The organism is Vibrio sp. QJM3NY_39, from assembly GCF_057785895.1.
This window is the reverse complement of the sequence record NZ_CM173505.1, coordinates 3,176,394-3,190,435: the sequence shown is the minus strand read 5'-3', so window position 1 is coordinate 3,190,435 and position 14,042 is coordinate 3,176,394. Positions and strand designations below refer to the sequence as shown.

At 42.9% G+C, this 14,042-nt stretch carries 7 protein-coding genes, 1 tRNA gene and 3 pseudogenes; 5 read left to right on the top strand and 6 right to left on the bottom strand.

Annotation, left to right across the window (positions count from 1 at the left end):
• Nucleotides 1-332 precede the first annotated feature (332 nt).
• Both AC3CHU_RS14145 and glmS read left to right on the top strand, forming a co-directional pair.
• A complete protein-coding gene (locus AC3CHU_RS14145; protein ID WP_004736011.1) occupies nucleotides 333-1,103 on the top strand; it encodes a DeoR/GlpR family DNA-binding transcription regulator in 771 nt (256 codons plus the stop codon).
• 107 nt (nucleotides 1,104-1,210) lie between these two features.
• Entirely contained in the window at nucleotides 1,211-3,043 is a 1,833-nt protein-coding gene (glmS, locus tag AC3CHU_RS14140) for a glutamine--fructose-6-phosphate transaminase (isomerizing) (RefSeq protein ID WP_004736010.1), read from the top strand.
• Between the two features lie 111 nt (nucleotides 3,044-3,154).
• On the opposite strand, the pseudogene AC3CHU_RS14135 reads toward glmS, so the two are convergent.
• Nucleotides 3,155-4,144, bottom strand: a pseudogene (locus AC3CHU_RS14135) (O-acetylhomoserine aminocarboxypropyltransferase/cysteine synthase family protein); the annotation flags it as partial.
• Between the two features lie 59 nt (nucleotides 4,145-4,203).
• On the opposite strand from AC3CHU_RS14135, the gene AC3CHU_RS14130 reads away from it, so the two are divergent.
• Nucleotides 4,204-5,354 (top strand): IS3 family transposase gene (locus tag AC3CHU_RS14130; RefSeq protein WP_488524770.1). Its coding sequence is split into 2 segments (ribosomal slippage): nucleotides 4,204-4,447 and nucleotides 4,447-5,354, totalling 1,152 coding nucleotides; the frame shifts between segments, so codons are not numbered across the junction.
• Between the two features lie 32 nt (nucleotides 5,355-5,386).
• Nucleotides 5,387-5,497 carry an IS3 family transposase gene (locus tag AC3CHU_RS14125; RefSeq protein ID WP_488524769.1) on the top strand — a complete coding sequence of 37 codons (111 nt, stop codon included), beginning with the start codon at nucleotides 5,387-5,389 and terminating at the stop codon, nucleotides 5,495-5,497.
• A gap of 651 nt (nucleotides 5,498-6,148) precedes the next feature.
• On the opposite strand, the gene AC3CHU_RS14120 is transcribed toward AC3CHU_RS14125, so the two are convergent.
• Nucleotides 6,149-8,848, bottom strand: a complete 2,700-nt coding sequence (locus AC3CHU_RS14120) for a CBM96 family carbohydrate-binding protein (RefSeq protein WP_488524768.1) — start codon at nucleotides 8,846-8,848, stop codon at nucleotides 6,149-6,151.
• A 246-nt stretch (nucleotides 8,849-9,094) separates the two neighbouring features.
• Nucleotides 9,095-9,343 (bottom strand): annotated as a pseudogene (locus AC3CHU_RS14115) (hypothetical protein); the annotation flags it as partial.
• A gap of 63 nt (nucleotides 9,344-9,406) precedes the next feature.
• Here AC3CHU_RS14115 and AC3CHU_RS14110 point away from each other — a divergent pair.
• A pseudogene (locus AC3CHU_RS14110) lies at nucleotides 9,407-10,320 on the top strand (IS5 family transposase).
• Nucleotides 10,321-10,430: 110 nt separating this feature from the next.
• On the opposite strand, the gene AC3CHU_RS14105 reads toward AC3CHU_RS14110, so the two are convergent.
• The 3 genes from AC3CHU_RS14105 to rpoD all read right to left on the bottom strand — a co-directional run bounded on the left by AC3CHU_RS14105 (nucleotide 10,431) and on the right by rpoD (nucleotide 14,009).
• Nucleotides 10,431-10,922, bottom strand: coding sequence for a GNAT family N-acetyltransferase (locus AC3CHU_RS14105; RefSeq protein ID WP_488524767.1), 492 nt, complete (start codon nucleotides 10,920-10,922; stop codon nucleotides 10,431-10,433).
• Nucleotides 10,923-11,925: 1,003 nt separating this feature from the next.
• Nucleotides 11,926-12,001: transfer RNA gene (locus AC3CHU_RS14100), tRNA-Ile, on the bottom strand.
• A 163-nt stretch (nucleotides 12,002-12,164) separates the two neighbouring features.
• Nucleotides 12,165-14,009 (bottom strand): RNA polymerase sigma factor RpoD, encoded by a 1,845-nt coding sequence (rpoD, locus tag AC3CHU_RS14095; protein ID WP_009847799.1) that lies wholly within the window; start codon nucleotides 14,007-14,009, stop codon nucleotides 12,165-12,167.
• Between the last annotated feature and the right edge of the window lie 33 nt (nucleotides 14,010-14,042).

The window sequence follows — 14,042 nt, the reverse complement described above, 5'->3', positions numbered from 1 at the left end:
GCGCGGGACTTCCAATATGTCCTTCAGAGTTGTAAGTCTTTCATCAATTTTAGTCATTTTATGACCAAAAGATTTTGATTCAATATCGGTTTTATGTGACTTACCCCACTATATAAGAGGTAAGTTGCAAAAAAATAACAGTCAGTTTTGTAATTTTTTTTCTTTTCGGGTGCGGATTCTACCACCTAATCAGTTCAATATCACTGCTTAACAATTGTCTTAGGACAAGGTTTTATCGCTATTTATTAATTTTTTGGATCAAAATAAATGGACTAAATAGTTTCGTTGTAACTATAATATGTTTCAAATCGAAACTTACTGGCCTTTTTTAAATGTCGAAACGAAACACCCAGCTCAGAAGACATGCTATTTCTAACCTCGTTAATGAAAAGGGGGAGGTTAGTGTTGATGAACTATCCGCTAAATTCGAAACCTCAGAGGTCACGATTAGAAAGGACTTAGCGTCTTTAGAGAAAAACGGTCAGCTTTTGCGCCGTTATGGTGGTGCGATTTCATTACCGAAAGAGGTTGTGAACGAAGAACTGGGTCCACAAGTTTCGACTCGAAAGATTTCATTAGCGAAAGCCGCTGCAGATTTAATTCGCGACCATAATCGCATTGTGATCGATAGCGGTAGCACGACAGGAGCGCTAATTCAGCAGCTCAATAGCAAACGTGGTTTGGTTGTAATGACCAACTCGTTGCATGTTGCTAATGCACTTAATGAGTTGGAAAGCGAACCAACACTGCTAATGACCGGCGGCACTTGGGATACCCATTCGGATTCTTTTCAAGGCAAAGTCGCAGAATCAGTACTTCGAGCTTACGATTTTGATCAACTATTTATCGGGGCTGATGGTATCGACCTTGATAGAGGCACAACTACGTTCAATGAATTGGTTGGCCTAAGTAAAGTAATGGCTGAAGTGTCACGAGAAGTGATCGTGATGGTTGAGTCGGAAAAGGTGGGACGAAAGATCCCGAACTTAGAGCTGGCATGGGAACACATTGACATCTTAATTACCGATACAGACTTAGGCGAAGAATCTAAAGCAAGTATCGAATCACATGATGTTCGAGTGATCCTGACCGATCCAGCGTAAAAACAAATTTAAGTATTATGCATTTACCTTCCTATAATTGATCTTAATAAAGATCTGGCCTTTGCTTGCTGCCAATAGGAATAAAACGAAATTGATGGAGTGAAACTATGTGTGGAATTGTTGGTGCAGTAGCACAGCGTGATGTAGCCGAAATTTTAGTAGAAGGCCTTCGCCGCCTAGAATACCGAGGCTACGATTCAGCGGGTGTCGCTGTAGTTGATAGCGAATCTAACCTAACTCGTGTACGCCGCCTTGGTAAAGTACAAGAGCTAGCAGACGCCGTCGATCAACAACATGTCATTGGCGGTACTGGTATCGCTCATACACGTTGGGCGACACATGGTGAGCCTTCTGAAGCAAACGCACACCCACACATGTCGGGCGATATTGCCGTTGTACACAATGGCATTATCGAAAACCACGAAACACTGCGCGCTCTGCTGCAAGAGCGTGGCTACGTGTTTACTTCACAAACAGATACCGAAGTTATCGCTCATCTTGTTGAGTGGGAACTTCGTACGTCAGCTTCTTTGGTTGAAGCTCTGCAAAAAACAGCAAAACAATTAGACGGTGCATACGGCACAGTGGCGGTTGATCGTAAAGATCCTAGCCGTATCGTTGTTGCTCGTTCTGGTAGCCCAATCGTTATCGGTTTTGGTGTGGGCGAGAATTTCCTAGCCTCTGACCAACTTGCACTGTTAAGCGTAACTCGTCGTTTCATGTACTTAGAAGAAGGTGATGTTGCTGAGGTGACTCGTCGTGATGTAACAGTATTTGATGTGGCGGGCGAGCGTGTTGAGCGTGAAATCGTTGAATCAAACGCAGAACACGATGCAGGTGACAAAGGTCAATACCGTCACTTCATGCAGAAAGAGATCTTTGAGCAGCCAACAGCGCTGATCAACACAATGGAAGGCCGTATCTCTGACACTTCGGTTATCACTAATGCAATCGGTGTTAAAGCTGAAGAGATCCTAAGCAAAGTAGAACACGTGCAGATCATCGCATGTGGTACGTCTTACAACTCAGGCATGGCAGCTCGTTACTGGTTTGAGTCTCTAGCAGGCGTAAGCTGTGACGTAGAGATTGCTTCTGAATTCCGTTACCGTGATTTTGTTGTTCGCCCGAACAGCTTATTGGTGACTCTGTCTCAGTCTGGTGAAACGGCTGATACGCTTGCTGCACTTCGTCTTGCAAAAGAGAAGGGTTACATGTCAGCAATGACTATCTGTAACGTTGCAGGTTCTTCGCTAGTTCGTGAATCTGATTTTGCCTTTATGACTCGCGCAGGAACAGAGATCGGCGTAGCTTCAACTAAAGCCTTCACAACACAGCTAGCGGCAATGCTGATGATGGTAACTTCAATTGGTCGTCTACAAGGTCGCATCAATGAAGAGAAAGAAGCTGAAATCGTTCAAGCACTGCATCAACTGCCTGCTGATATCGAGAAAGCATTAGCGTTTGATAAAGAGATCGAAGCGCTAGCACCTGATTTTGCAGATAAGCACCACACACTGTTCTTGGGTCGTGGTGAGTTCTACCCAATCGCGATGGAAGCGTCTCTTAAGCTGAAAGAGATCTCTTACATTCACGCAGAAGCATACGCGGCTGGTGAGCTTAAGCACGGTCCTTTGGCTCTTATCGATGCAGATATGCCTGTAGTCGTTATTGCACCAAGCAACGACTTACTAGAGAAGCTGAAATCAAACGTTGAAGAAGTACGTGCTCGTGGCGGTCTACTTTACGTATTCGCAGATGAAGATGCAGGCTTTGAAAGCGATGAGAACATGAAGATCATCAAGATGCCTCACGTAAGTGAAGTAACAGCACCTATCTACTACACAGTACCGATGCAACTGTTGTCTTACCACGTAGCACTAATCAAAGGTACCGATGTTGACCAACCTCGTAACCTAGCGAAAGCGGTTACGGTTGAATAATCGTTAGCTTGTCTAAGAAAATTAGATAATAAGAAGCCCATCCTGTGATGGGCTTTTTTGTGTCTGTTAGCTAACGATCAGCGTTAGAGCTAGCTTTACCGTTATTAAGTATTAAGCATTAAGTGCTTGTTCTAGGTCAGCCAAGATATCGTCAATGTGCTCAATACCTACTGAGAGGCGAATCATCTCTGGTGATACACCTGCTTGCTTTTGTTCCGCTTCGCTTAATTGACGGTGTGTTGTAGAAGCAGGGTGACAAGCGAGAGATTTTGCATCGCCAATGTTCACCAAGCGCTTGAAGATTTGCAGCGCATCATAGAAACGAACACCGGCTTCATAACCATCTTTCAAGCCAAAAGATAAAATGGCAGACGGCTTACCTTGCATGTACTTCTCAGCCAATGGGTAGAACTCAGAGGTTGGTAACCCCGCGTAGCTTACCCAACTCACGTTCTCATGTTGCTTAAGGTATTCTGCTACTTTCAGTGCATTCTCGGTGTGTCGCTCCATGCGTAGCGACAACGTTTCTAGACCCTGCATCAACATGAAGGCATTCATGGGTGACAGTGCTGCGCCTGTATTACGCAATGGAACGGTTCGAGCGCGGCCAATAAATGCGGCTTCGCCAAAGGCTTCGGTATAAACCACACCGTGGTAAGAAGGTTCTGGTTGATTAAAGACCGGGAAGCGATCTTTGTGCTCTGCCCATGGGAATTTGCCTGAGTCGACAATAACGCCCCCCAGCGTTGTTCCGTGACCACCAACGTATTTGGTTAGCGAGTGAACCACGATATCAGCGCCAAAATCGATAGGTTTGCATAGCACAGGCGTCGCCACCGTGTTATCAACAATCACAGGTACACCTTGTGCGTGAGCAAGCTCAGCAACACGTTCTAAGTCTATAATATTCCCTGCCGGGTTACCGATATTTTCACAATAAACCGCCTTGGTTTTTTCATCGATCAGTGCAGCTAAGCTTTCTGGTTTATCGTCTTTAGCAAAGCGAACTTCGATCCCTTGGTTTGGTAGCATATGAGCAAATAGGGTGTAAGTACCGCCGTAAAGCTGAGGTGTTGAAACGATGTTGTCACCGATTTGTGATCCGCACCAGCAGTTTTGGACACTGAGTTAAGTGAGTACAATCACTAATGAGGTGAACCATGACAAGTAAGAAGAAACGTATTATCCATTCTCCTGAATTTAAAGCAGAAACCCTGAAGCTGGCAGATAAAGTGGGAGTCGCTGCAGCCGCAAGACAGCTCTCGTTACATGAGTCTCAGATCTACGGTTGGCGAAAAGCCACAAAGAAGAATTCTAGTATTAGCCAACGAGAACAAGAATTGGCCATTGAAGTCGCTAAGCTAAAGAGGCAGTTGGCAGAGCAAGCAGAAGAGCTAGAAATCGTAAAAAAGGCCGCCACCTACTTCGCGAAAAATCTAAAGTAAATTGCTATGAATTTATGCTCGAACACCTGCTGAGTTTCAGTATTTCCCGTATGGCTAAGGTGTTCAGAGTTTCTCGAAGTGGGTTTTATTATTGGGTTGAGAATCGCCACAAGGCGGTTCAACGTGAGACAGAGCGTCAAAAGCTTTATACCAAAGTAAAAGAAGCCTTTGACGTTAGCAAAGAACGAGATGGCTCAAGACGTATTCAGAAAGAGCTAGCAGAGAGCGGTGATAACCATAATGTTAAGACCATTGCCGCCAGTATGAAACGTCAGGATTTGGTAGCGAAAGCAGCACGCAAGTTTAAGTGTACAACAGACAGTAAGCATAAAATGCCCGTTGCTCGGAACTTGTTCGCTCAAGATTTTAACGCAATGGCTCCGAATCAAAAATGGGCAGGAGACATCACTTATGTTGCCACAAGCGAAGGCTGGCTGTACTTAGCTGTCATTATTGACCTTTATTCAAGGCAAGTTATTGGTTGGTCTATGGATACGAGAATGACGGCCTCACTGGTCTGTGATGCCTTATCGATGGCTTTATTCCGTCGAGGGTTCCCTGAGCAGGTTATAACTCATAGCGATCGAGGTAGTCAGTACTGTTCGAAAGACTATCGAGATCTCATAAGCACTTATAATTTAAAACAAAGTATGAGTAGAAAAGGGAACTGTTGGGACAACGCATGTGTTGAGAGCTTCTTCCATTCAATGAAAGTTGAAGCAATCCAATATGAGCCGATCATGACGAGAGAGCAGATGCGCCAAACGATCTTCGAGTACATAGAAGTTGATTATAATCGAACGAGAAGGCACAGTGCACTTGGGTACCTAAGCCCAATGAACTTTGAAAAGCAAAATGTCGCTTAGCTAAGTGTCCAGTCTGACTGGAGCAGATCAAGATGCGCCAAGCACTTTTTGAGTACATCGAAGTTGATTATAATCGAACAAGAAGGCACAGTGCCCTTGGGTATCTAAGCCAAGTTAACTTTGAAAAACAATATGTCGCTTAGTGCGCTGTCCAGTCTGGCTGGAGGAGATCACCCGTATGTCGAGTCATTGTTCCGCACGGTAAAGTACATGCCAAGTTGACTAGTAAAAGGCTTTGAAACGAGCACAAGCACAGTAAGCTAAATTACGTCACGCCTTCAGATCGTCACAATGGAAAAGATAAAGAGATCTTGAAGCGCCGTGTAGAGGTATTGCTTGCTGCAAAACAGCGAAAGCCTGAGCGGTGGTCTGGTGATATCAGGAACTGCGCGCCTGTTGGTGAGGTTCACCTGAATCCAGAAAGAGAAGCTGCTTAATAAGCAAGCAAATGATGACAACTACCTTGAAAAACACCGATTGAATGCAATTATTAATGGGAGGATTACCCAGGCATTTCCTGTTATGTTCAATTGCGTAACAATATAACGAAGAACGGCTCCAGATTGAGAGCCGTTCTTTTGTCTAAACCTTGGGTTAGCACAACGAGTATTACATTAAGTCACACTCCAGGATTTGACAAATCTACTGGGTTAGGTTCACCTGAAACTTGTCGTATTGACTAAAAAGCATGCGAAACAGGGTAGGGCTATTTCTAAACTGAATTACGCAACAAAGTCACCTTCTTTAAAGGTGGTGATTAACTTTTAGTTCCCGCAGACCTGTGAGAACCAACATTATTTATCTTTGTTCTGACGCAATGCTCTTTGAGCTTCATAAAGTGATAAAGGGTACACAGGCTCCTTCTGGTTTAGTGCTTCTACATAAAACCAATCATTTTTTTGATCAGATGCTTTACGATCAACCGTTGATTGAAAGTATTGGCTATTTGCACCAACGACTATGGTTTTAGGATGTAAACGGTAGTGATCATAGCGATTCGATGTATATTGACCATCACCTTGTCCATTTTCATAAGCATAACCAGAGCGCTCATGCACCTCTTGTCCTCTTGTCGTTACATTCCACAGAACATTACGGGGACCTGAATGAGGTAAATTTCTCCAAGCTCCTGCACTGTTGATTTGAATTTGCCCTGACTGTTCGACTAAGTTGTGACCCAATACACCGCCATGAAAGTCAATATTGGCAATAAAGGCATTTGAATGTGTATCATTTCTAACTTTGGTTGATAAGTTTCGTAAGACATTACCACCAGAGCTTTGGTTATATGAAATAGCGTGTGTTCTGTTTGCACTCATTTCAATATTTTGTACTAAGTTATGATAACTACCAGCGCCTTGTGTTCCATAATAACCAATACCATGATGGCCAGCAACACCACTAATGGTGACATTATCTACGGTGTTATGTAGTGAATTACTTAACGATAAATCCATCGTAAAGTTGTGGATTGTCACATTTTTCACCCAGCTATTTTTCACTTGATGGAATCGAATACCACCATTACCATAATCGTAATTATAATCTGATGTTACTTTGTGATGAGCATATGCATATGTCTCAGGAACTATCATTTCTATTTGTAAGTTTTCAATACCAACATTCTCAAATCTTTGTGTGTATAACCTCAAATCTGAAGCCGAGGAAACTTTAAACTCATACGGGAAAGGGGTTGCAACGGTGACTTCAACAATATTTCCACCTAAATCACTGTCTATCTCTTTAACTTCAGTAACCGTATTTGCGAAACGTACTGCTCGGGTTCCATTACGAATGGTCCAAGTCTCATCAAGAGTCAATGGTTTTAGTGCTTCCAAAAGTGGAGCTCGGTTAAATTTACCATTTATATCATTCATATAGCTTGTTAAAGCAATCTTATCACCAGGCTTTAACGCAACTCTTGTATTAAGATCTATTTGTACTTTATCATCGCCAGGAATAACATCTTTAACCAACGCAGAAGAAAAAGAGCCAATGCCGGTATTCGTTCCTTCTCCAACATTGATTAAATGTTCAGTGGCCACAGCTTTAACCTTAAGCGTGGTTTCATGCTGTCTTATTATCGTGGCAGAATCCCCTTTATCACCACGACCTCTTAAAATAATATTTGATGCGCTGATCGAAAGTGTATTCCACTCATTCTTATCAACATTTATGTCATAAGAACCACTTTCAAACTGAACAATACCACCACCAGCTTCTGCTGCAGTATCAATTGCAGACTGTATAGCAACATAATCATCAACTCCGTCTTGGTTCGGCTTTGCCCCATAAGATGAAACATGAAAGATCTCTAAATCTGATAACTCAGATGCTTGTGGAAGCTCACTTCCCATTTTATAGCCAGCGGTTCCCCAGTCATTTAAGAAATAATCACCCGAGTAATCATTGTTTAGAAATTTATCATAAATTTTGGCGCTCTTAGGCTCTGAGTCATCTGGTTCATAGCTATACTCAATTCGTATTGTCGGTGGTTGAACCGTATTAAAATCAAATTGATCTTTTGTATAATATTGAACATGAACTTCACTTGCCGTGCTGCCATCTGAGTTTTCAATCGTGAGGTAAAATGACAGCATTTTCTTATCTGGGTTTCTGGCTAAAAAATCAGTGATATCCATCGTCATAATACCTGACTGTTCTTCGGCTTCCCAAGTGCCAATTTTTTCACCTAACTCAATTGGTGTACTACCACTAACAGTCATCTCTTCCCATGGAGAGTCCGTAACATAAATATCGGTAATCGGTTCACCTTGGGTTTTTAAAATTCTTAAAACTAATTCCACTTTACTTATTTCAGAATCTTTCGGTAATGATCCAAGAGCTTCCATATCAAACTTAATAAGACCGCTCGCTTTCATTCTGGCATCACCATCGCGTTTCGCTAAATGGATTTTTTGCTCGTGACCAAAGTTATTGGTATTGCCACTGGCTTCTCGAACCCAAGTGTCTGCAATCGCTGGAAAGTAGACAACATCTTGAATAATAATTGGTTCTACAGATTTACAATCAATATCATCCCAAAACCATGACCCTAAATGTGGTGTTTCCCATGTTCCTGGGTTGTTCTTTGCAATAAAACACTCATTATTATAGATTATGGTATCGCCATTTTTTACGATTGTTTGTCCAGGAATGAACTCAATATAAACCGGGTCAGGCTTAGGTTCTTCAGGGGAGGTATCGTCACAATCAATATTATCCCAAAACCATGAGTTTAAATATGGTGTCTCCCATACTCCAGGATTATTCTTTGCAATAAAACACTCATTTTTATAAGTTGCGATATCATCATTTTTTACGAATGTTTGTCCAGGTATGAATTCAGTATGATTCGTTGTTACCTCCTGAGCATTTTCGCTTGAATATGAATGATGAGAAAGCATTAAACACAAAGCACCATTTAGTATATGTACATATTTAGATGTATTACTCTTAATAAAATTTACTTCCCATTTTTTTGTCGCTGTCATCTTAGCTTTATCCTTATTTAAGAGACTGGATATTATTAGTAATTTTAAATAATGTCACATTATTCAAATAATGTTTGTCATGACCTTACCTCGATATTGATTGAGGTAAGGCCTTTATTTGGAACATTAGAATGTGGTGTTTATAACGCGCTTATCTAATAACAAAGTAAAACAAGTTTTACGCAAACGTCTGGCGTTGTTGATCAAATCAGCTTGAAGATCAACGACACCATACATCGCTAGCCGTTAGCTTCTAACAGGCATACCTAGTCCTATGACTTTGTTAATCGCTTTGATATTCGCCATGATTTCGCCAACTTGAGCGTTGTAACATCTCAAGCTCAATTTACCGCTTGTTAGTCCTTTATATCGGGACATTGCGGTCTCAGGTATTGAACGAGAGTGATAACCAGACTCAGTTTTCCACTCCGCTATTGTCCCATTTTTCAGGGTCTCGTGGCAATTTTTTGTATCATATGGGCTTTGTTGCGTAATTCAATGGAGCTAAATCAAGAGCCTACGATCTGATCAGCTACGTTCACTCCTTCTCGTAGCTCTATGCCTAAACCTCGTTACAAAACAACCAACTGGAAGCAATACAACCAATCACTTATTAACCGTGGCTCTCTGACCTTTTGGATTGATGAAGAGGCAATAAACGGGTGGGCGCAAAGCAAACAGAGTAAGAGCGGGAGGCCACGTCGGTTCAGCGATTTAGCTATCACGACAGCGCTCATGGTGAAACGAGTTTTTTCTATGCCACTGAGAGCTCTGCAAGGGTTTATCGACTCAATATTTATGCTTGCCCATGTTCCATTAAGTTGTCCGCATTACACCTGCATCAGTCGTAGAGCAAAGCAAGTTGAGGTCTCATTTAAGACTAAAGCGAGAGGAGCAATACAGCACCTGGCCATTGATGCGACTGGCCTAAAGGTTTATGGCGAAGGTGAATGGAAAGTCAAAAAACACGGGACAGATGGCAAGCGTAGAGTTTGGCGAAAGCTGCATATTGCCGTTGATACAAGCACTCATGAAATTATCGCAGCCGAGCTAAGTTTATCGACGGTTACAGATGGAGAAGCCCTCCCGAACTTACTGAAACAAACACGCCGAAGTATCCTTGAGGTGTCTGGTGGTGGAGCTTACGACACGAGATTGTGTCATGCTGCTATTAAGATTAAGGGAGCCATTGCGCTTATTCCCCCAAGAGAAGGGGCAGCCTTCTGGGAGCGTGGTCACCCTCGGAATCTCGCCGTGGGTTGCCAGAAATTATACGGCTCAAATAAGTATGGAAAGAGCGGTATGGATACCACAAACGTTTACTCTCAGAAACAGCGATGTATCGAGTTAAATAGTTGCTAGGAGGGAAACTAAGAAATTACAATGCCCAGGTGGGTGAAGCTTACGCGATGATAAAAGCGTTGAACAAGCTTACAGGGTTAGGTATACCTGAAACTTGTCGTATTGATTAAGAAATGCGCGAAACGGGGTAGTTCTATCTTTAAATTTAATTACGCAACAAAGCCCATTTTTTTCTACCTAATTTAAATACCATACGCTTAGAAGCCTTACGCTGCGTTAATTATGAGCGAACTTGAAACTCCCACTGAACCTTGCTGCTATCAAAGCCAATGCTTCCGTAAAACTTATGTGCATCAAGTCTTTTTTCGTTACAGCGTACTCTAAATTTACCCAAATTTTTAGCCTGAGCATATTGGACTAAAGCTCGACCAACACCATGACCACGACTTTTAGGGGAAACAACTAACCCACCGATTTCATAAAAGTTGTCTGAGGCGAGACGTCTAGCATAGAAAAGATGTAGCCAACCAATAATTTGACCTTTACACTCTGCTACAAATACTTGGTCTTGAGTAGAATTGAGCAGTTCTTGAAGTTTTGCAGCTGATTCAGTGGAGGATAACTGAGAATAGCCGAGGTATTCTGAGACTTCATTGATACCGACCGTATCCAATTCTGAAGCAGAGTCTGATAGTTTTGGACTTTCTTTAAATAAAGCATTTAACCAAGCTAAAGCTCTCATGATGATGGAAGGATTAAATGAAGAAAACACTCCGGAGTTATTTATCCAGTCAGGCTTAAACAGCGATGAGTTGATTATTGTAAGGCCAGAAGAATCCTAAAATCCTAAAATCCTAAAATCCTAAAATCCTAAGTCGCTGGGTCGGTCACACTAGACTGGCCCTGTAATCTCTCTCTAGCCCTTGCTCTACCTGATTCCCTCAGGAATTACTTTCCCTAGGTTTTGTTGACGGCGTCGTCGGTCCGGTCCTAGTCCGGTCTTTCGAGTCAATTCTAGGGTTGATAGGGTTGGGAAGTTGCCGAACGGATTCATTAGTTATTTCAGAACCAACCCTAGTAACCCTGTTAACCCTGTTAACCCTTCCAACTCCGACATCCCTGACATCCCCATCAACCCCGTCGATGGCATTCTCACGCTAGATTTCCATCTGATTCCACTGCCCCAACTTATCCCTCGAACTCATACGAGATTCGCCCTAGAACCACTCCTAGCGTTGAGATTACCGATTCCAGTATGAATACCAGTCCAGTGATTAGCCTTCATTTCTGGCTCTGTGGTTCACTGCTGCTGACGACTAACCTAAATCACTTAAGAGATATCAGACCAATTACCACTGAGGGTAATTGGTCATCATTGTTCAACAGTCATCTGGTTCTAATCTTCGGTGCTGAGTCTCCTGACTGATCTCAGCTAGAACTCCATTTAGGTATCTCATTTACATCTACATAAATTACTAAATCTAATGGAACTGAATGTTGGTTATATTTTTGTTGGTTTAGTCGGGAAGTTTTTCTGGGGGTCTTCTCTGGTGTTGAATGGTATGTATTTAGCGCAGAATCGTGTTGTACAGATAAGAGAGGTTACTGATGGTTGATATCAGCCTGAGATAGATTTACGGGTTCTGTGGTGATTAGGTGGAGTGTTTCACTGGCGCTAATGGAATGGTGCTTACAGGAAGTAATCGAAGACCGGATATGGAAAGGACTAGAAAAGATAAAGGCCCATGAATTTCTTCATGAGCCTTATCGGAATTTGGTGGCCCCTCCCAGATTTGAACTGGGGACCGAACGATTATGAGTCGTGCGCTCTAACCACTGAGCTAAGGGGCCGTAGGGCATAGATTATAGGGGAACCAATCAATGGTGTCTAGACACTATGAGGGGCAATTCCGCTTACATCTTAGCCACTTAAATCACGTAGGCACAAAAAAGGTGAGCCAACGCTCACCTTTTTTATTTTATGCTTAAAAGCTAACCACACTAAAGCGTGTAATTACTCGTCTAGGAAGCTACGCAGAGTTTCTGAGCGGCTTGGGTGACGAAGTTTACGCAGTGCTTTTGCTTCGATCTGACGGATACGTTCACGAGTTACGTCGAACTGCTTACCAACCTCTTCAAGAGTGTGGTCAGTGTTCATGTCGATACCGAAACGCATACGCAGTACTTTCGCTTCACGAGGAGTTAGGCCTGCAAGAACGTCTTTAGTTGCACCGCGCAGGCTTGTTGCCGTTGCAGAGTCTAAAGGCAGTTCTAGCGTTGTATCCTCGATGAAATCACCTAGATGCGAATCTTCGTCGTCACCGATTGGTGTCTCCATTGAGATAGGCTCTTTAGCGATTTTCAGTACTTTGCGGATCTTGTCTTCAGGCATTTGCATGCGCTCAGCCAACTCTTCCGGAAGCGGTTCACGACCCATCTCTTGTAGCATTTGACGAGAGATACGGTTTAGTTTGTTGATCGTTTCGATCATGTGAACCGGAATACGGATAGTACGAGCTTGGTCGGCAATCGAACGAGTGATTGCTTGACGGATCCACCAAGTAGCGTAAGTAGAGAATTTGTAACCACGACGGTATTCAAATTTATCTACCGCTTTCATCAGACCGATGTTACCTTCTTGGATCAGATCCAGAAATTGTAGGCCACGGTTTGTGTACTTCTTAGCAATCGAGATTACTAGACGTAAGTTCGCTTCAACCATCTCTTTCTTCGCACGACGAGCTTTCGCTTCACCGATAGACATACGACGGCTGATATCTTTGATGCTTTGAACAGTAAGAGACGTTTCACGTTCGATGATATCCAGCTTTTGGATAGAGCGACGGATGTCGTGTTCGTTACGTTTGATCTTTTCAGCGTATGGCTTGTCTGAAGCAAGAACTTCGTCCAACCATGCTTCGCTAGATTCATTGCCAGTAAATAGTGCAATGAAAGATTTCTTCGGCATTTTGCCGTACTCAACCGTTTGACGCATGATTAGGCGTTCTTGAGTACGTACGCGATCCATTGAAGTACGCAGTTCGTTTACTAGGTAATCAAACTGTTTTGGCGTCAGACGGAATTCTTTGAATACGTCTTGCATCATTGTTGTTGCAAGCGTTGCTTTCGGGCTTTCGTGGCCGTATTCATTGATTGCTAGTTGACGGTTTTGGTAGCTAGTGCGAAGCGCTGTGAATTTCTCAAGAGCAAGCTCAGGATCAATACCTGTATCTTCCTCTTCTTCTTCCTCGTCGTCTTCTGCTTCTTCTTTGTCTTCGTCTTCTAGATCAGTTTTAGCGAGCTCTGAACCGATGTGAGTCGCCGTTGGCGCAGCTGTGCCATCGTCGTCTGGGTCAACAAAGCCATTGATTAGATCTGTTAAGCGAATCTCTTCAGCGAGTACACGGTCAAACTGTTCCAAGATATATGGAATCGTGCCTGGGTACTCAGCAACAGATAATTGAACGGTATTGATACCATCTTCAATACGCTTCGCAATGTCGATTTCGCCTTCACGAGTCAGTAGTTCAACTGTACCCATTTCACGCATGTACATACGAACTGGGTCAGTAGTACGGCCAATCTCGCTTTCTACGCTTGAAAGCGCAGCAGCAGCAGCTTCAGCTGCATCTTCATCTATATTGGCATCGTCATCATTAAGAGCTAGGTCATCAGCGTCAGGTGCAGTTTCTACTACCTTGATACCCATGTCATTGATCATTTGAATGATGTCTTCTACCTGTTCAGAATCCACGATTTCTGCAGGTAGGTGGTCGTTTACTTCGGCGTAGGTCAGATAGCCTTGTTCCTTGCCTTTAATAACAAGTAATTTTAGCTGTGACTGCGGATTTTGATCCATAGATGATATCCAACTTCAGGTCTGGTGAAGGAC